Raw genomic sequence first — 18,089 nt, 5'->3', positions numbered from 1 at the left:
CTTGCACCCGCGCAAGGAACTGCGACGGGCTGTCCGCAGTACGGTCACGGCGTCCGGCGGCGGAGGGTGGCGGCGCCGAGGGTGAGGACCAGGAGGGCGCATCCGGCGACGACGACGGCGTCGCGGACGAAGTCGGCGGTCATGTCGGTGTGGGTGAGGACCTGGTTCATGCCGTCGACGGCGTAGGACATGGGCAGGACGTTCGAGATCGCTTCGAGGACGGGCTGCATGGTGTCGCGGGCGGCGAAGAGGCCGCACAGCAGGAGCTGGGGGAAGATCACCGCCGGCATGAACTGGACGGCCTGGAACTCGGACGCCGCGAAGGCGGAGACGAAGAGGCCGAGTGCGGTGCCGAGCAGGGCGTCGAGGAGGGCGACGAGCAGGAGCAGCCACGGGGAGCCGACGACGTCGAGGCCGAGGACCCAGAGGGCGACGCCGGTGGCGAGCAGGGACTGGATCACGGCCATGGCGCCGAAGGCGAGGGCGTAGCCGGCGATGAGGTCGCCCTTGCCGAGCGGCATGGCGAGGAGCCGTTCGAGGGTGCCGGAGGTGCGCTCGCGCAGGGTCGCGATGGAGGTGATCAGGAACATCGTGATGAGGGGGAAGATCCCGAGGAGCGAGGCCCCGATGCTGTTGAACGTCTGTGTGCTGCCGTCGAAGACGTAGCGGAGCAGGATCAGCATCAGGACGGGGACCAGCAGCATCAGGGCGATCGAGCGCGGGTCGTGGCGGAGCTGTCGCAGGACGCGGGCGGCGGTGGCGGTGGTGCGGGCGGTGCTCATCGGGTGCTCCCGTGGGGCGTGCTGGTGGCGGCTTCCGCGTTGACGGCTTGCGCGTTGGCGGCTTCCGCGTTGGCTGCGTCGACGAGGCGGAGGAAGCCCTCTTCGACGGTGTCCGTGTGGGTACGGGTGCGCAGTGCCTCGGGGGTGTCCTGCGCGAGGATGCGGCCCTCGCGCATGAGGAGCAGGTCGTGGCAGCGCTCGGCTTCGTCCATGACGTGGGAGGAAACGAGGAGGGTGGCGCCGCGGGTGGCTGCGATGTCGTGGAAGAGGTTCCAGAGGTCGCGGCGGAGCACGGGGTCCAGGCCGACGGTCGGCTCGTCGAGGACGAGGAGCTCCGGGCTGCCGAGGAGGGCGACCGCGAGGGAGACCCTGCTGCGCTGGCCGCCGGAGAGGTTGCCGGCGAGGGAGGTCGTGTGGGTGGAGAGGTCCACGTCGGCGATGGCCCGGGTGACGGTCTCGCGGCGGCGCTCGGCGGCGGCGCGGCCGGGGGCGAGGATCGCGGCGAAGTAGTCGAGGTTCTGCCGGACGGTGAGGTCGTCGTAGACGGAGGGCGCCTGGGTGACGTACCCGATGCGGGAGCGCAGTCCGGGGTGGCCGGCGGGGTGGCCGAGGACGTCGAGGGTGCCGGTGACGTGGGCCTGGGTGCCGACGACTGCGCGCATCAGGGTGGACTTGCCGCAGCCGGAGGGGCCGAGGAGACCGGTGATGCGGCCGCGGGGGACGTCGAAGGCGAGGCCGTCGAGGACGGTGCGGGGGCTGCGGCCGGTGCCGCGGCGGACGGTGAGGCCGTCGGCGTGGACGGCGGCGGCCGCTTGGTTATTCATCATGTGATGAATAATGCTCCCGGCGGTGCCCCTGCGCAAGGCTGGGGCACATCGCTTCTGGCCGGGGCTACTTCTTGCGCTTGGGGCGGCGGGCGGCCGGGTTCCCCGTACGGGAGCTGCGCCGGCGGGCGAACTCGGCCGCGGCGTGCTCGTACTCGGTGCGGCGCAGCTTCTCGCCGGGGGCCTCGACGAAGCAGCGCAGGAAGTACGCGATGAGGCTGCCGATGAAACCGATCGCCTTCAGACCCTTGAGGGCGGTCTCGTCGGAGGACGGGGGCTGGCGGCAGCTGAAGGATTCCCAGGTCTTGACGAAGGCGATGGAGCTGGCGATCGCGAAGAGGACGACGACCGAGATGCTGAGGAACGCGCCGACGTTGCCGATCTCCAGGCCCTCGTAGGAGAAGCGCAGCAGGAAGGCGCTGATGACGGCGAGGACCAGCGCGCCGACGGCCACACCGACGCGGCGCGCGCCGTAGCCGCCGTCGTGGTTCACCCAGGTGGTGCCGAAGAACCGGATCGGCTCGGGCTCGGGGCCTACGGGCACGGCGGACTGCGGCTGGGCCTCGGCGGCCGGCTCGGCGGGGGTCTGGTCTCGCTGGTCGTCGCTCACACCAGCGATTATCCCCCGCCGGGCGGGGTCGGCCCGGGGTGTCTCACGGGGCGGGCCGTGAGATGGACCGGATGGCCTCAGGCGCAGCGGGTGGCGACGTCGCCGTCGCTGCCCGTCTTCACGTAGGCGTCGGAGATGAACTCACCGTTGCCGATGCAGTCCCAGTGCGTCGCCGCTGATCATCCGCTTCTCCCCCTCCGCCTGGTCAGCCACAGCGGCTGGTGATGTAGCCGTCGCTGCCCGTCTTCACATAGGCGTCGGAGATGAACTCGCCGTTGGCGATGTTGTCCCAGAGCGTGGTGGTGCCGTACGGGCCGGTGATGGACATGCCGTCGCACTGGCAGCGGATCCCGACGGTCGCACCGGCCGGGAGGACCCGGACGATCGAGTAGTTGGTGCCGGGGCCGCTGCGGACGTTCACCCGGTAGCCTGGCGCGACCGGAAACGTCGGGAACCCTGAGCCGGAAGTCAGGCTCTCGACTTGGCTTGAATCGCTCTCAACGGACATGCGAAATAACCCCCCTAGGGCGTTGCCCTGCGCAACTCGCGCAGGGTAGCAGGACCTTGGAGAATCGCACGGGCCATCGACTAGGCTCCGGCGGGGGTGGTGAGCGGTGCGTTCAGCGCGGACGGACTACGCGGGTTTTCCGGAGTACGCCGGGCAGTACCGGCTTGAGTCCGTGCTCGGTTCGGGCGGCATGGGCGTCGTCCACCTGGCCATCTCCGAGTCGGGGCTGAAACTCGCCGTCAAGATCGTGCATCCGCAGCACGCCGTGGACCCCGAGTTCCGGGCCCGGTTCCGGCAGGAGGTCGCGGCCGCGCGCAGGGTGAGCGGAGCGTTCACCGCACCCGTCGTGGATGCCGACCCGGATGCCGAACGTCCTTGGATGGCAACGCTGTTCATCGACGCCCTGACGCTCTCCGAGCGGGTACGGGACGGCGTACTGGATTCGAAGGAGCTGGCGCGGCTCGCGGCCGGACTCGCGGAGGCGCTGCGGGACATCCACCGTGCCGGTGTCGTGCACCGGGATCTGAAGCCCAGCAACGTACTGATGGCCCCGGACGGCGTGCGGGTGATCGACTTCGGGATCTCACGGCCGGCCGACAGTGATCTGCGCACCGAGACGGGGAAGCTGATCGGGACCCCGCCGTTCATGGCTCCGGAGCAGTTCCAGCGGCCGCGGGAGGTGGGGACCGCCGCCGATGTCTTCGCCCTGGGGGCGGTGCTCGTGTACGCGGCGACCGGGCGGGGGCCCTTCGACTCCGACAGTCATTACCTCGTGGCGTACCAGGTGGTGCACAGCGAGCCCGATCTGACCGGTCTGCCGGAGCGGCTTGCTCCGCTGGTCGCACAGTGCCTGGCGAAGGATCCCGCCGAGCGGCCGAGCGCGGACGCACTGATCGTGGCGCTGCGGGCAGTGGCGTACCCGACTGATTTGGACACACAGGCCTTCATCCCTCAGCCGAGGCGACCCGCCTCGGTGGAAGAGGCCTCCACGCACCGGCGGGAGCGGATCCCCGTGCCGACGGTGGGCGGCAGACGACGGACCCGGGCAACCGTGGGAGCCGTGCTCGGGCTCCTGCTCGCAGCCGGGGCAGTCGGCGGGTACGTGTGGTCCGGGTCCGACTCCGAGCCACCCGAGCGGCTCTCCGCGCCGCAGAGCCCCAAGCCGGCACGGTTCGTTCCCTGGTCGGTGCCACTGGGCGGTCAGGGCCGGGCATGCTCCTGGCAGGCCGCGGCGCTGTACTGCTCGGGACCGGGAGCGACGGCCACCCGGATGAGTCCCGTGGACGGCGCCGCGATGTGGAGCGTGGGAACGAGCGCACCGAACAGTCTTCCGGCGGAGGTCGGCGCTCCGCTCCACGCGGGCGGACTCCTCTTCCTCACGGCACAGGGCAGTGAGCTGCTCCAGGCACGGGACACTGCGACGGGCGCCGAGCGCTGGCGCAGACCCCTCACCGGGGGAGCGCAGGTCGTACCCCTCGGCACAAAGGTCATGATCGCTGCGGGGAGCGGCCTGGTCACCGCGCTGGACGCTGTGAGCGGCACCGAACTCTGGGCGAAGCCGGTCGGCGGCCGTGGGTCCCTCTGGTGGGGCGCCCCGGAGGGGGCCACCGGACCGGTCCTGTACGGAGCGACACCCGCTGTGGACGGCAAGTCGACGCAGCTGTCCGCGGTGGACCCCGCCAGTGGGGCCGTGCGGTGGCAGACGCGCACAGCCGGACCGCTGCGGCCTGTCGGCGTAGCGGGCGGTGCGTTCGTCCTGCTGGAAGTCGACGCTCAGGGGGCCCGGGCCAAAGCAGTCATACGGGTGGACCTGAGCACGCACGCCGTGCGACGCGTACGGCTGGCGACTCCGCTGTACCAGCCGGAGGCAACTGTGGGACCGGACGGCTCCGTGTACGTCTTCGGCGCCCCGGGTGCTCTTGTGTCCATGGGCCCGGCCAAGGAGGAGTGGCGACTGGAGACAGGACTCGCCCAGGCCTCCCGGCCCGTGTTCGCCGATGGGCGGGTCTACCTGAGCGCCTCCGACGGGCGGCTGCTCGCCGTGGACGCGGGGACGGGGAAGTTGCTGGGGCAGACCAAGCCCCGGATGGGGTCCGGGAAGGCCACCTTCGCCGCGAGTCTGCCCGCGCCCGTCGTCGGGGACGGGCGGGTGTACGCGTCGGCTCCGGACGGGAGCGTGTTCGCCGTGGCGGCGGGGGATCCCGCGGGGTGGTGAGACGCGGACGGCCCCGTCCGACGGGTGTCGGGCGGGGCCGGTGCGAGGTGGTGGGTCAGCGCTCCAGGAGGCTGACGTCGCGGACCGCGCCCTTGTCGGCGCTGGTGGCCATCGCCGCGTAGGCGCGCAGGGCCGCGGAGACCTTGCGCTCGCGGTTCTTCGGGGCGTAGACACCGCCCAGGGCCTCGTGGCGGGCGGCCAGCGTGGCGTCGTCGACCAGGAGCTCGATGGAGCGGTTCGGGATGTCGATGCGGATGCGGTCGCCGTCCTCCACGACCGCGATGGAGCCGCCCGAGGCCGCCTCCGGGGAGGCGTGGCCGATGGAGAGGCCCGAGGTGCCGCCGGAGAAGCGGCCGTCCGTGATCAGGGCGCAGACCTTGCCGAGGCCGCGGCCCTTGAGGAAGGACGTCGGGTAGAGCATCTCCTGCATGCCGGGACCGCCGCGCGGGCCCTCGTAGCGGATGACGACCACGTCGCCCGCCTTGATCTCCTTGCGGAGGATCTTGTCGACGGCCTCGTCCTGCGATTCGCAGACCACGGCCGGGCCCTCGAAGGTCCAGATCGACTCGTCGACACCGGCGGTCTTCACGACGCAGCCGTCGACCGCGATGTTGCCGCGCAGGACGGCGAGGCCGCCGTCCTTGGAGTACGCGTGCTGCACGGAGCGGATGCAGCCGCCCTCGGCGTCGAGGTCGAGGGTGTCCCAGCGCTCGGACTGGGAGAAGGCGGAGGCGGAGCGCTGGCAGCCGGGGCCCGCGTGCCACAGCTCCACGACGTCCTCGGGGGCGGTGCCGGAGCGGACGTCCCACTTCGCGAGCCAGTCCTCCAGGTTGGCGGAGTGGACCGAGTTGACGTCCTTGTTGAGGAGTCCGCCGCGGTGCAGTTCGCCGAGGAGGGCGGGGATGCCGCCGGCCCGGTGGATGTCCTCCATGTAGTACGTGCCGCCGGGCGCCACGTTCGGCGCGACCTTGGCGAGGCACGGGACCCGGCGGGAGACCTCGTCGATGTCCGTGAGGTCGTAGTCCAGGCCGGCTTCCTGCGCCGCCGCGAGGAGGTGCAGGATCGTGTTCGTGGAGCCGCCCATGGCGATGTCGAGGGCCATGGCGTTCTCGAAGGCCTGGCGGGTCGCGATGTTGCGGGGCAGGACCGACTCGTCGTCCTGCTCGTAGTAGCGCTTGGTGATCTCGACGATGGTGCGGCCGGCGTCCTCGTACAGGGCGCGGCGGGCGGTGTGCGTCGCGAGGACCGAGCCGTTGCCGGGGAGGGCCAGGCCGATGGCCTCGGCGAGGCAGTTCATCGAGTTGGCGGTGAACATGCCCGAACAGCTGCCACAGGTGGGACAGGCGTTCTCCTCGATGCGCAGCACGTCCTCGTCGGAGACGCTGTCGTTCGAGGCGTCCACCATCGCGTCGATCAGGTCGAGCTTGCGGACGGTGCCGTCGACGAGGGTGGCCTGGCCGGCCTCCATCGGGCCGCCGGAGACGAAGACGACCGGGATGTTGAGGCGCATGGCGGCCATCAGCATGCCGGGGGTGATCTTGTCGCAGTTGGAGATGCAGATCAGCGCGTCGGCGCAGTGCGCCTCGACCATGTACTCGACCGAGTCCGCGATCAGGTCGCGGGAGGGGAGGCTGTACAGCATGCCGCCGTGGCCCATCGCGATGCCGTCGTCGACCGCGATGGTGTTGAACTCGCGCGGGACGGCGCCGGCGGCCAGGATCGCCTCGGAGACGATGCGGCCGACGGGGGCCAGGTGGGTGTGGCCGGGGACGAACTCGGTGAACGAGTTGGCGACCGCGATGATCGGCTTCCCGATGTCCGCGCTCGCTACGCCCGAGGCGCGCATAAGCGCACGCGCGCCTGCCATGTTGCGGCCGTGGGTGACGGTGCGGGACCTCAGCTCGGGCATCGGGTTCTCTCCCCATGTGTGCGGTGACGCGAGCGCCTGCCGCGACTGTGGATATGGCTCGGTTACGAGGCTACGCCCCCTGCCCGGGATCCGGGCAGGCGGTCCGGATCCCGGGACGGGCGGCTCAGTAATTGGGCACGGACGCGCGGCTGCCGGGGCGGCGGCTGGGTGCCTACGGGGACGGCTGCCGGGGCGCCGTCATTCCTCGGTGAGGTAGCGCTGGAGGGTGGGGGCCACCAGGCCGATGATCTTCTCCGGGTCCGCCGATGCGAGGGGCTCGACCTGGACGACGTAGCGCAGGATCGCGATGCCGACCATGTGGGAGGCGGCGAGCTCGGCGCGGAAGGTCGGGTCGGGGACGTCGAGGTCGGCCGCGATCCGCTCCAGGAGGCGGTGCAGGATCAGCCTCCGGAGCACCTTCGCGGCGGCCTCGTGCGTGAGGGCCGAGCGGACGACGGCGAGCAGCGGGGTCCGGGTGACCGGGTTCTCCCAGACGCCCAGGAAGTAGCGGGCCAGCCGCTCGCCGATGCCGTCGGGACCCGCGCCGATGATCGCGGGAAGGACGAGGGCGGGCTCCATGCTGAGCTCGATCGCGGCGGCGAACAGGTCGTCCTTGCTGCCGAAGTAGTGGTGCACCAGGGCCGGGTCCACGCCGGCGGCCTTGGCGATGCCGCGGACGGAGGTCTTGTCGTAGCCGCGCGCGGCGAACTCGGCGCGGGCCGCGAGGCGGATCCGCTCCTGGGTGCCGGGGCCGTCGTCGGCCTCGTCCTGGCGGGGGCGGCCGGGGCCGCGGCGGGGCTTGGACGGGGCGGGGTCCGGGACGGGGCCTGGGGCGGGGGCGGTCATCGGCGCCGGGTCCTGGGTGCGGGGCCTTGGCCGGGGGCGGGGGCGGGGGCGGTCGTGGGCGCCGCGGTCGCGAGGTGCAGGCGGGTGAAGGCCAGGGCCTCGGCGAGATCGGCCTCGCGCTCGGCGGAGGACATCGCGCGGCGGGTGTTGACCTCGATGACGACGTGCCCGTCGAAGGAGGTGGCGGCGAGCCGCTCCAGCAGTTCGGCGCAGGGCTGGCTGCCGCGGCCGGGGACGAGGTGCTCGTCCTTCGCGGAACCGTTCCCGTCGGCGAGGTGGATGTGGGCGAGGCGGTCGCCCATCCGGTCGATCATCGCGGTGGCGTCGGTGCGGGCGGTCGCGGTGTGCGAGAGGTCGACCGTGAAGTGGCGGTAGTCGTCCTTGGTGACGTCCCACTCGGGCGCGTAGGCGAGCATCTCGCGGTCGCGGTAGCGCCAGGGGTACATGTTCTCGACGGCGAAACGGACGTCGGTCTCGTCGGCCATCCGCCAGATGCCGGTCACGAAGTCGCGGGAGTACTGGCGCTGCCAGCGGAACGGCGGGTGGACGACGACCGTGCTCGCACCCAGCTTCTCGGCTGCCGCCTGGGCGCGCTGGAGTTTGGTCCAGGGGTCGGTGGACCACACGCGCTGCGTGATGAGGAGGCAGGGGGCGTGGACGGCGAGGATCGGGACCCGGTGGTGGTCGGAGAGGCGGCGCAGGGCGTCGACGTCCTGGCTGACGGGGTCCGTCCAGACCATGACCTCGACACCGTCGTAGCCGAGGCGCGCGGCGATCTCGAAGGCGGTCGCCGTTGACTCCGGGTAGACGGAGGCGGTGGAGAGGGCGACTTTCGCGGTCGGGATCCGGACTGGTTCTGCCACGGGGACAGGGTATCGGGGTCCCCGCGGACCCGAGCCCCCGTCCGCCGACCCCTCCGGGGCGGGCCCCCCTACGCAGCCCCGGCCCACCCGGGCCCTGGGGGCACGGGGCCGCCCCTTACGCAGCCCCGGCCCACCCGGGCCCTGGGGGCACGGGGCCGCCCCTTACGCAGCCCCGGCCCACCCGGGCCCTGGGGGCACGGGGCCGCCCCTTACGCAGCCCCGGCCCACCCGGGCCCTGGGGGCACGGGGCCGCCCCTTACGCAGCCCCGGCCCACCCGGGCCCTGGGGGCACGGGGCCGTCCCTTACGCAGCCCCGGCCCACCCGGGCCCTGGGGGCACGGGGCCGCCCCTTACGCAGCCCTGGCCCACCCGGGCCCTGGGGGCACAATCCGCCGCCCTACGCAGCCCTGGCATGGCCCGAGCTCTGGGCCCCGTGGGTGTCTGCGCGGCCTTGGTCGGGCGGGCCGGGCCCTGGGGCGGCGGCCCGTGGGTTGGCCCTGCGGGCGAAGTCCCCTACCCGCCCTTCCACCGTTCCCCGGGCGCTGCCCGGACCCGCGCCTCGAACGCCAGCGGGGCTGGGTGGGTCCCCGGGCTCTGCCCGGACCCCGGTCCTCAAGCGCCGGACGGGCTGAAGAACAGGGGCCCCGGGACGGGCTGGGGAGGGGACCCCGGCACTGCGCGGACCGGGTCCTCAATCGCCGGACGGGCTGGGGAGGGGGCCCCGGGCTGCGCCCGGACCCCCTGGGGCTCCGCCCCAGACCCCGGTCCTCAAACGCCGGACGGCTGAAAAACCAAACCCCGGCCGGGACTGAACTGCCCCCGGCCGGGACTGACTGTCCCCCCGGCCGGGGTCGGGGGCTGCGGCCAGGGCCGGGGACGGGGGCTGCGGGACCAGGGCCGGGGACGGGGGCTGCGGGACCAGGGCCGGGGACGGGGGCGGGGTGGGGTGTTGGCCGGGACGTAAAGCGTGATTTGTGGCGCACAAAGAAGCCACAACTATCGAACGTCGGGGACAGGGCGCCTAAATCATGCAGTCCAGGCCAACACCCCACCCCACCCCCGGCACCGGCCCCCACCCGCAGCCAACCCGCGCACAGGAAAGCCCCAGCCCCGCCGGCGCTTGAGGCACAGGGGCCCGGGGACCGGGACCCGGCGGCTACCGCCGCGCAGGATCTCAGGCCCCGACCGGCGTGGACCTTCCGAGGTGGTCCAGGCGGCGGAGGATGACGCCTTCGCGCAGGGCCCAGGGGCAGACTTCCAGGGACTCGACTCCGAGGAGATCCATCGCGCCCTCCGCCACCAGCGCCCCCGCGAGGAGCTGGTTGGAGCGCCCCTCGGACACCCCCGGGAGCGCGGACCGCTGCGCGGTGGTCATCGCCGCCAGTCTCGGGACCCATTCCTCCAGGGACTTGCGGGTCAGGTCCCGCTGGACGTAGAGGCCGTCCGCGGAGCGGGCCGCGCCCGCGATCCGGGCCAGCTGCTTGAAGGTCTTCGAGGTGGCCACCACCCGGTCCGGCGCCCCGAAGCGGCTGAACTCGCCGACCGTCCGCGCGATCTGGGCCCGTACGTGGCGACGCAGCGCCCGGATGTCCGCCGGGTCCGGCGGGTCCCCCGGGAGCCAGCCCGCCGTCAGGCGGCCCGCGCCCAGGGGGAGGGAGACGGCCGCGTCCGGGTCCTCGTCGATGCCGTAGGCGATCTCCAGGGAGCCCCCGCCGATGTCCAGGAGCAGGAGCTTGCCCGACGACCAGCCGAACCACCGCCGCGCCGCGAGGAACGTCAGCCGGGCCTCGTCGTCGCCGCTGAGGACCGGGAGGTCCACGCCCGTCTCCGCCTTGACCCGGGCCAGCACCTCGTCGGCGTTCGTGGCTTCTCGTACCGCGCTCGTCGCGAAGGGGAGCACGTCCTCGCACCCCTTGTCCTCGGCGGCCTGCACCGCGTCCCCGATGACGGAAACCAGCCGCTCGACGCCCTCAGGCGTCACCGCGCCGTGCACGTCCAGCAGCTCCGCCAGCCGCAGCTCCACCTTGTGCGAGTGCGCGGGCAGCGGGCGCGCACCGGGGTGCGCGTCCACCACCAGCAGATGGATCGTGTTCGAACCCACGTCAAGGACACCGAGTCTCATGAGGGGAAACGCTACTGGTCCAAAGGCGTAGGGGTGGAGTAAGGGGCGCTTAGGCTGGGGTTTGTGCCAAATACGAAGAAGGCCAACAAGTCCAAGAGCAAGGTCAAGAGCAAGGCCGAGAGCAAGGTCAAGGGCAAGAGCGTGGCCGACGAGAAGGGGCTCGACTTCCCGCGGGCCTGGGTGGAGTTCCCCGACCCCGCCGACGAGGAGCAGGTCTTCCGCTGTGACCTGACCTGGCTCACTTCCCGCTGGACCTGCATCTTCGGCAGCGGCTGCCAGGGCATCCAGGCGGGCCGCGCGGACGACGGCTGCTGCACGCTCGGTGCGCACTTCTCCGACGAGGACGACGAGAAGCGGGTCGCCGAGAACGTGGCGCGGCTGACGCCGGATCTGTGGCAGTTCCACGACGTCGGCAGCGAGACCGGGTGGACGCAGCACGACGACGACGGGGAGAAGCAGACCCGCCGCTGGGACGGTGCCTGCATCTTCCTGAACCGGCCCGGTTTCCCGGCCGGGGCCGGCTGTTCCCTGCACATCCTGGCGGTGCGCGGCGGCCAGGAGCCGCTGGAGACCAAGCCGGACGTGTGCTGGCAGCTGCCGATCCGGCGGACCTACGAGTGGATCGACCGGCCCGACGACACCCGCGTCCTGCAGGTGTCGATCGGCGAGTACGACCGGCGCGGCTGGGGTCCGGGCGGCCACGACCTGCACTGGTGGTGCACCTCGGCCACGTCCGCGCACGGCGCCGGCAAGCCGGTGTACGAGTCGTACCGCGCCGAGCTGACGGAGCTGATGGGCAAGGAGGGGTACGAGGAGCTCGTACGGCTTTGCGAGGCGCGGCTCTCCTCGCTGCTGCCGATGGCCCCGCACCCGGCCGATCCCGCTCCCACCCCCACTCCCGCTCCCGCGCCGTAGGCCGTACGGGCGCTACGGCGCCGGGGTCGGATCCGGCGCCGGCGTGGCCCCGTCCGTGGGACTCGGGGTCGGGGTCGGCGTGGGTGTGGGCTCCGGAGTCGGGGTGGGAGTCGGCGTGGGTGTGGGCGTCGGGGTGGGGGTCGGCGTCGGCTGCGGGCCGGGCGGGGTGGGCTGCGGCCCCGGCGGGGTGGGGGCCGGGCGGCCCCGGCCCCGGATGGAGATCACCGCGCCGCCCGGGTCCACCCCGACCCGCGCGCTCCAGGCCCCGACGGGCTGGGCTCCGGAGTCCACGGTGATCCGTAGGGTGACCGATTCTCCTGGCGCGAGGCGGCCCGAGGTCGTACTGGCGCGCAGCCACGGGGCGTCGGACCACAGCCGCCACTCGACCGGGGCGCCGCCCGAGGCGCTGAGGGTGAGCAGGGTGGTCGCTCCGCGGGTGGAGGCGGTCACGGTCAGCCGGCCCGGGGCGCCGGGGGCGCCGGGGGTGGAGCTCGGGGGCGCGCCGCTGCTGATGACCTCCACGGAGACGTCCGGGGCCGCGTCGGGCGGGGCGAAGTCGGGGCCGTCGGTGGTGACGGCGGCGTTGCCCGCGTTCTCGTAGGCCGTCAGGGGACGGCCGTCGGCACGGGCCTGCGGGAGCTCCGCCTCGCTCGCCGAGATGCGGGTGGTGCCGTTGCCCACGGGTTCTCCGGTGCTCGGGGCGCCGCGGTACGCCGCCCACAGCGCCAGCACCGGGGCCGCGACGACGGTGGCGACGACCGTGGTGGTCACGGCGCGGGTGCGCAGCCGGTCGCGGCGGGCCGCGCGGTCCTGGGGGTCCATCGGGAAGCCGGTGCGGTCGAAGCGCGGGCCGGTCCCGGCACCCCGGCGGCCGCCGGAGCGGAGCATCGCGGCGTGGACGGCGGTGCGCGGTGCCGGGACCAGCGGGAGGGCGGCCGTGTTGATGCCGCCCGAGCCGGGCCAGGGCGCCGCGGCCCCCACGCGTTCGGCGACGCGGCGGCAGCGCGGGCAGTCGTCGACGTGGCGGACGAGCTCGGCGCGCAGGGAGGAGGAGAGGAGCAGGTTCCCGTCTCCCCCGCCCGCGCCGCCGTCGCCCCCGTCGACGGTGAGCCGGGACACGGTCGGGCAGTTGCCCGTCTCCACGACGGCGAGGGCGGCGCGGGTGCGCTCCACCTCGCAGGCGGCGCCGGAGAGCAGCTCGCGGGCGGCGGCCGGGGGCGTGCCGAGGACTGCGGCGAGCTCGGGGACGCCGAGGCGGTGGCGGACGGCGAGTTCGAGTGCCTCGCGCTGCTCGGGGGTGGTCCCGGCGGCCTCCGGCCAGGCGAGGCGGGCGAGCTCGGTGCGGCGGTAGGCGTACACGTCAAGATCACCGCGATCGCCGGGGCCGACCGGGCCGCCGGAGCCGCCGGAGCCCGCCGCCGCGGCGACGTTCGCCGCCGCGTTCGCGTCGGCGCTCGCCGCCGCGGAATCCGGCGCACGGCCGGCGGCCGTGTGCTCCGGTGCACGCCGGGCGGAATGCGCTCCACCGTACCCGTGGCGCGTGCGCCGCCGCTCGGCCAGCCTGCGCAGGCAGGCCCAGCGCGCCAGGGCGTAGAGCCAGGCCCGCCGGTCCCCCTCGTCGGGGCAGCGGCCGGGATGGCGGTCGGCCACGGCGAGGACGTCGCCGAGCACGTCGGTGGCGGTGTCGTGGTCGCACAGGACCGAGAGGCAGTACGTGAACAGCCCGTCCAGGTAGGGCTCGTACCGGAACGGTGGCGGCTGCTCCACCCTGGTCGCCTCGGGGGGCGTGCGCCCGTGCGCCCGGTGTGCGCCGGTGCGCGGAGCGGGGTGTCCCTGGTTGCTGCTGGTCACTTGGCGACCGTAGGCGGCGCGCCGGTGGAGCTCCGGAAGCCTTCACCAGTTTTAGCCCTTACGGGTGAACAGATCGGCGCCGTGCTGACGGCACCCCTGACGGTGCACGCCACGGCGTGTACGCCGGGCTGTCGGTGGCGGCGGCTACGGTGGGCCGCATGGCTGCCCGTACATCTCGTTCATCCGCCAAGGACCGGCCGTCCTACCGTTGTACCGAGTGCGGGTACTCCACCGCCAAGTGGCTCGGCCGGTGCCCCGAGTGCCAGGCCTGGGGCACCGTCGAGGAGCTGGGCGGCGCACCCGCCGTCCGCACCACCGCGGCCGGCCGGGTCACCACGGCCGCCGTGCCGATCGGGCAGGTCGACGTCCGGACCGCGACCGCCCGCAGCACCGGCGTGGACGAGCTGGACCGGGTGCTGGGCGGCGGGCTGATCCCCGGCGCGGTCGTCCTGCTCGCGGGCGAGCCGGGCGTGGGCAAGTCCACGCTGCTGCTCGACGTCGCCGCGAAGGCGGCCTCCGACGAGCACCGCACCCTGTACGTCACCGGCGAGGAGTCGGCGAGCCAGGTGCGGCTGCGGGCCGAGCGGATCGGCGCGCTCAGCGACCACCTCTACCTCGCCGCCGAGACCGACCTGTCGGCCGTGCTGGGGCACCTGGACGCCGTGAAGCCCGCGCTGCTGATCATGGACTCCGTGCAGACGGTCGCCTCCCCCGAGATCGACGGCGCACCCGGCGGCATGGCGCAGGTCCGGGAGGTGGCCGGGGCGCTGATCCGGGCCTCCAAGGAGCGCGGCATGTCCACGCTGCTCGTCGGCCACGTCACCAAGGACGGCGCGATCGCCGGTCCCCGCCTGCTGGAACACCTCGTCGACGTGGTCCTGAGCTTCGAGGGCGACCGGCACGCGCGGCTGCGCCTCGTGCGCGGGGTGAAGAACCGGTACGGCGCCACGGACGAGGTCGGCTGCTTCGAGCTGCACGACGAGGGCATCACAGGCCTCGCCGACCCGAGCGGGCTGTTCCTGACCCGCCGCACCGAGGCCGTACCCGGCACCTGCCTGACGGTGACCCTGGAGGGCAAGCGCCCCCTGGTCGCGGAGGTGCAGGCGCTGACGGTGGACTCGCAGATCCCCTCGCCGCGCCGCACCACCTCCGGGCTGGAGACCTCGCGCGTCTCGATGATGCTGGCGGTGCTGGAGCAGCGCGGGCGGATCACGGCGCTCGGGAAGCGGGACATCTACACCGCGACCGTGGGCGGCGTGAAGCTGACCGAACCGGCCGCAGACCTGGCCGTCGCGCTGGCGCTGGCCTCGGCGGCCAGTGACGTACCGCTCCCGAAGAACCTGGTCGCCATCGGGGAGGTCGGCCTCGCGGGCGAGGTCCGGCGCGTGACGGGCGTGCAGCGGCGGCTCGCGGAGGCGTTCCGGCTGGGCTTCACGCACGCGCTGGTGCCGGTGGACCCGGGGAAGGTCCCGGTGGGCATGAAGGTGACCGAGGTCGCCGACATGGGCGACGCCCTGCGGGTCCTGCCGCGCGGGCGGTCCCGTACACCGGCGAAGGAGCGGGCGGCCGAGTAACCGGGCCCGACCGGGCACGGGCCGACCAGACACCTGCCGGGGACGGCCGGGCCGACCGGGCCCCCCAGGAGCGGCCCGCGGAGCCTCTCGCGGCCCCGAACCGCAGGTCAGCGGGCCCGGACGGGGTGCTCCCCGGCCCGGCCCGGCCAAGGCACGGCGGGCGCCGGGGCCGCGCCGGTAGACTTCGGGATGGTCCGCCCGGCCGTACGCAGGCGGTACATCCCGCGACCGGAGGAGTGCAGTGGCAGCCAAGGACGGGGCAGCAGCATCCGGGAAGTCGGGCGCGAGCTCCAAGCAGGAGGCCATGATGCGCGCCTCACTGAGCGCGGTCGCACCTGGTCAGCCCCTGCGTGACGGGCTCGAACGGATCGTTCGCGGCAATACCGGAGGGCTCATCGTCCTCGGCATGGACAAGTCGGTCGAGGCCATGTGCACGGGCGGTTTCGTGCTGGACGTGGAGTTCACCGCGACCCGGCTGCGCGAACTGTGCAAGCTCGACGGCGCGCTGATCCTGGACAAGGACATCACCAAGATCCTGCGGGCGGGCGTCCAGCTGGTGCCGGACGCGTCGATCCACACGGAGGAGACGGGCACCCGGCACCGGACCGCGGACCGGGTCTCGAAGCAGTGCGGTTTCCCGGTGGTGTCGGTCTCGCAGTCGATGCGCCTGATCGCGCTGTACGTGGACGGCGAGCGGCGCGTGCTGGAGGAGTCCGGGGCGATCCTGTCGCGGGCCAACCAGGCACTGGCCACGCTGGAGCGGTACAAGCTCCGCCTGGACGAGGTCGCCGGGACGCTGTCCGCGCTGGAGATCGAGGACCTGGTGACGGTCCGCGACGTCACGGCGGTGGCGCAGCGGCTGGAGATGGTGCGGCGCATCGCGACGGAGATCGCGGAGTACGTGGTCGAGCTCGGCACGGACGGCCGGCTGCTCTCCCTCCAGCTCGACGAGCTGACGGTCGGCATCGAGCAGGAGCGGGAGCTCGTCATCCGGGACTACGTGCCGGAGCCGACGGCGAAGCGTTCCCGCACGGTGGACGAGGCGCTGCCGGCGCTGGACGCGCTGACGCATCCGGAGCTGCTGGAGCTGGCGATCGTGGCGAAGGCCCTGGGGTACACGGGCTCGCCCGAGACCCTGGACTCGGCGGTGTCCCCGCGCGGGTACCGGCTGCTGGCGAAGGTTCCGCGGCTGCCCGGGGCGATCATCGAGCGGCTGGTGGAGCACTTCGGCGGACTGCAGAAGCTCCTCGCGGCTTCGGTGGACGACCTCCAGACCGTCGACGGCGTCGGCGAGGCGCGTGCGCGCAGCGTCCGCGAGGGCCTGTCCCGGCTGGCGGAGTCCTCCATCCTGGAGCGGTACGTCTAGGACGTGAACGACGGAGGGGCCGGATCGCCTTGCGGGCGGTCCGGCCCCTCCGTGCTGTCCGCTGCGCCTACTCCGGCTTCAGTACGAACGAGGTCCGGGCCACCCCTTGGATCCCCGGGGACCTGACCTCGACCACGTACGTGTCCGCCGCCGCCACCCCCGCCGGAGGCGACTGGCACTGGGTCGCCTCGCTGAAGTGGCGGTCCCACTCCAGGTCCTGCTTGGTCTCGCCCTGCGAGGGGACCCGGTAGAACACGCTGGGCGCGCCCGCCGGGCAGTCCGCCGAGGACCAGACCGCCTTGGGGTTGCTCGCCTGAGTGATCGTCAGCACCGCCTGCTTCGGGCCGAGATCGACCTTGCAGGTCGTGCCCGAGATGTTGTGCGTGACGAGTTCGAGCCGCGGCTTCTCGCCCGGCTCGTACTGGTTCTTCACGCTCTTGACCTCCCAGTCGAGCGCACCGGGCGCGCACGTGGGCACCGGCGAGTCGGCCGGGACGACCTGGCCCGCCGAGGAGCCGCCGGAGCCGCCCGCACCGCCCTGGTCGGCGCCGCCGGGCTCCGCGCCCGGTTCGCCGTTCTTGCCCGCGCCGGGGCTCGTACCGGGGTCGGAGCCCGTGCCGGAGCCGGCGCTCGCGCCGGAGCCGCCGGAGCCCGACTCGCCGCGCCCGCCTGGGGCCTGACTGATCGCCGGACCGGAACCCGAGGGCCCGGGGGTGATCTGGGTGACGGGACCGGAGCCGCCCTGGCCCTTGCCGTTGGTACTCGACTTGCCCGCACCGGAACTGACGGTCCATACGGCGAGCATCGCGAGGAGCGCGGCAACGGACGCCAGCACGGCCCTCCGTCGCCAGTAGATGGAGGAGGGGAGCGGCCCGACCGGATTGCGCAGAGATCCCACGGACGGAACCTTACGAGAGTTCGGGGCGCGATCAGTGCCCACATGCCGCGCACACGGATTGTTTTGCCGATGATCATCCCGCGGGGTGATGCGGACCGATGAGGACTGATGAGGACGTTATTCCGTTTTAGGTACCTTCAGTCACCATGGACAGCTCCGGCCTCTACCTCGACGTCACCGATTTCGCCCACTCGACCCCCGCCTGGGTGCAATCGGCGTTCGAGTTCTGGACCGAGTACGGGCTGCTCGTCTTCGGCGCGCTCTTCATAGCCGTGTGGTGGCGTTCGCGCGGCGCCCGCGACCCCCGAGCGGTGGCGCTCGCGGTCCTGGCCCCCTTCGTCACCGCCCTGGCCTACGTCGCCTCCGAGCTGGTGAAGTCCACCGTCGACGAGGAGCGCCCCTGCCGGGCCGTGGCCGGGGCGGCGGCCTCGCTGATCAGATGCCCGGCCACCGGTGACTGGTCCTTCCCCAGCAACCACTCCACCATCGCGGGCGCGGCCGCCGTGGCGCTGGCCCTGGCCGTGCGCAAGCTGGTGCTGCTGACCGTTCCGCTGGCCCTGCTGATGGCCTTCTCCCGCGTCTTCGTCGGCGTCCACTACCCGCACGACGTGGCCATGGGCCTGCTGCTGGGCGCGAGCCTCGCCGCGCTCTGCGCCCTCGCGCTCGCCGGCCCGGCGACCAGGGTCGTCGCCGCCGTACGGGCCGGCGGCGGCCGCACGGCCGTCCTCGTCACCGGCCCGGACCCGGCCCCCTGACACCACCCCGGTCGGGGTACCGGGGACCGACACGACGCCCCCGGGCCCGAA

At 73.3% G+C, this 18,089-nt stretch carries 15 protein-coding genes; 5 read left to right on the top strand and 10 right to left on the bottom strand.

Annotation, left to right across the window (positions count from 1 at the left end; genetic code table 11):
- Nucleotides 1-44: 44 nt before the first annotated feature.
- The 4 genes from OG435_RS26200 to OG435_RS26180 form a co-directional block, all read right to left on the bottom strand.
- Entirely contained in the window at nt 45-782 is a 738-nt protein-coding gene (locus OG435_RS26200; protein ID WP_266880322.1) for an ABC transporter permease, read from the bottom strand.
- Nucleotides 779-1,609: an ABC transporter ATP-binding protein gene (locus tag OG435_RS26195; protein WP_266880320.1), complete on the bottom strand. Its 831-nt coding sequence runs from the start codon at nt 1,607-1,609 to the stop codon at nt 779-781. Before OG435_RS26195 ends, OG435_RS26200 begins: the two co-directional genes overlap by 4 nt.
- Before the next feature lie 64 nt (nt 1,610-1,673).
- Nucleotides 1,674-2,216, bottom strand: a complete 543-nt coding sequence (locus tag OG435_RS26190; protein ID WP_430625688.1) for a hypothetical protein — start codon at nt 2,214-2,216, stop codon at nt 1,674-1,676.
- A 205-nt stretch (nt 2,217-2,421) separates the two neighbouring features.
- Nucleotides 2,422-2,724, bottom strand: coding sequence for a peptidase (locus OG435_RS26180; protein ID WP_266880318.1), 303 nt, complete (start codon nt 2,722-2,724; stop codon nt 2,422-2,424).
- A gap of 106 nt (nt 2,725-2,830) precedes the next feature.
- Between OG435_RS26180 and OG435_RS26175 the strand changes: the two genes are divergently transcribed.
- A complete protein-coding gene (locus tag OG435_RS26175; RefSeq protein ID WP_266880316.1) occupies nt 2,831-4,939 on the top strand; it encodes a protein kinase domain-containing protein in 2,109 nt (702 codons plus the stop codon).
- A 55-nt stretch (nt 4,940-4,994) separates the two neighbouring features.
- On the opposite strand, the gene ilvD is transcribed toward OG435_RS26175, so the two are convergent.
- The 4 genes from ilvD to OG435_RS26155 form a co-directional block, all read right to left on the bottom strand.
- Nucleotides 4,995-6,848 (bottom strand): dihydroxy-acid dehydratase, encoded by a 1,854-nt coding sequence (gene ilvD, locus OG435_RS26170; protein ID WP_266880314.1) that lies wholly within the window; start codon nt 6,846-6,848, stop codon nt 4,995-4,997.
- 198 nt (nt 6,849-7,046) lie between these two features.
- Nucleotides 7,047-7,694 carry a TetR family transcriptional regulator gene (locus OG435_RS26165; protein WP_266880312.1) on the bottom strand — a complete coding sequence of 216 codons (648 nt, stop codon included), beginning with the start codon at nt 7,692-7,694 and terminating at the stop codon, nt 7,047-7,049.
- Entirely contained in the window at nt 7,691-8,557 is an 867-nt protein-coding gene (locus OG435_RS26160) for a sugar phosphate isomerase/epimerase family protein (RefSeq protein ID WP_266880310.1), read from the bottom strand. The genes OG435_RS26165 and OG435_RS26160 overlap by 4 nt, the downstream gene beginning before the upstream one ends.
- A gap of 1,174 nt (nt 8,558-9,731) precedes the next feature.
- Nucleotides 9,732-10,679 (bottom strand): Ppx/GppA phosphatase family protein, encoded by a 948-nt coding sequence (locus OG435_RS26155; RefSeq protein ID WP_266880308.1) that lies wholly within the window; start codon nt 10,677-10,679, stop codon nt 9,732-9,734.
- Between the two features lie 63 nt (nt 10,680-10,742).
- Here OG435_RS26155 and OG435_RS26150 point away from each other — a divergent pair, with 63 nt between their 5' ends.
- Nucleotides 10,743-11,594: a hypothetical protein gene (locus OG435_RS26150; protein WP_266880306.1), complete on the top strand. Its 852-nt coding sequence runs from the start codon at nt 10,743-10,745 to the stop codon at nt 11,592-11,594.
- 12 nt (nt 11,595-11,606) lie between these two features.
- On the opposite strand, the gene OG435_RS26145 is transcribed toward OG435_RS26150, so the two are convergent.
- Nucleotides 11,607-13,445: a BACON domain-containing protein gene (locus OG435_RS26145; RefSeq protein ID WP_266880304.1), complete on the bottom strand. Its 1,839-nt coding sequence runs from the start codon at nt 13,443-13,445 to the stop codon at nt 11,607-11,609.
- A gap of 158 nt (nt 13,446-13,603) precedes the next feature.
- Between OG435_RS26145 and radA the strand changes: the two genes are divergently transcribed.
- Both radA and disA read left to right on the top strand, forming a co-directional pair.
- Complete coding sequence (radA, locus tag OG435_RS26140) at nt 13,604-15,019, top strand: DNA repair protein RadA (RefSeq protein WP_266880302.1); 1,416 nt, start codon at nt 13,604-13,606, stop codon at nt 15,017-15,019.
- Nucleotides 15,020-15,260: 241 nt separating this feature from the next.
- Complete coding sequence (disA, locus tag OG435_RS26135; protein WP_243339766.1) at nt 15,261-16,385, top strand: DNA integrity scanning diadenylate cyclase DisA; 1,125 nt, start codon at nt 15,261-15,263, stop codon at nt 16,383-16,385.
- A gap of 67 nt (nt 16,386-16,452) precedes the next feature.
- Here the strand turns inward: disA and OG435_RS26130 are convergent, their stop codons facing one another.
- Nucleotides 16,453-17,283 carry a hypothetical protein gene (locus OG435_RS26130; RefSeq protein ID WP_266880299.1) on the bottom strand — a complete coding sequence of 277 codons (831 nt, stop codon included), beginning with the start codon at nt 17,281-17,283 and terminating at the stop codon, nt 16,453-16,455.
- Nucleotides 17,284-17,429: 146 nt separating this feature from the next.
- On the opposite strand from OG435_RS26130, the gene OG435_RS26125 reads away from it, so the two are divergent.
- Nucleotides 17,430-18,038, top strand: a complete 609-nt coding sequence (locus OG435_RS26125; protein WP_266880297.1) for a phosphatase PAP2 family protein — start codon at nt 17,430-17,432, stop codon at nt 18,036-18,038.
- Nucleotides 18,039-18,089: the final 51 nt, after the last annotated feature.

It is taken from the genome of Streptomyces sp. NBC_01264 (assembly GCF_026340675.1).
Lineage (GTDB): Bacteria > Actinomycetota > Actinomycetes > Streptomycetales > Streptomycetaceae > Streptomyces.
Note: the sequence above shows the minus strand (reverse complement) of the source record. Positions and strands in the feature narration are given on the sequence as shown.

Bases quoted from the DNA above. Each gene is read 5' to 3' on its own strand.
- OG435_RS26200 (WP_266880322.1), bottom strand. From the start codon at position 782: ATGAGCACCGCCCGCACCACCGCCACCGCCGCCCGCGTCCTGCGACAG.
- OG435_RS26195 (WP_266880320.1), bottom strand. From the start codon at position 1,609: ATGATGAATAACCAAGCGGCCGCCGCCGTCCACGCCGACGGCCTCACC.
- OG435_RS26180 (WP_266880318.1), bottom strand. From the start codon at position 2,724: ATGTCCGTTGAGAGCGATTCAAGCCAAGTCGAGAGCCTGACTTCCGGC.
- ilvD (WP_266880314.1), bottom strand. From the start codon at position 6,848: ATGCCCGAGCTGAGGTCCCGCACCGTCACCCACGGCCGCAACATGGCA.
- OG435_RS26165 (WP_266880312.1), bottom strand. From the start codon at position 7,694: ATGACCGCCCCCGCCCCAGGCCCCGTCCCGGACCCCGCCCCGTCCAAG.
- OG435_RS26155 (WP_266880308.1), bottom strand. From the start codon at position 10,679: ATGAGACTCGGTGTCCTTGACGTGGGTTCGAACACGATCCATCTGCTG.
- radA (WP_266880302.1), top strand. From the start codon at position 13,604: ATGGCTGCCCGTACATCTCGTTCATCCGCCAAGGACCGGCCGTCCTAC.
- OG435_RS26125 (WP_266880297.1), top strand. From the start codon at position 17,430: ATGGACAGCTCCGGCCTCTACCTCGACGTCACCGATTTCGCCCACTCG.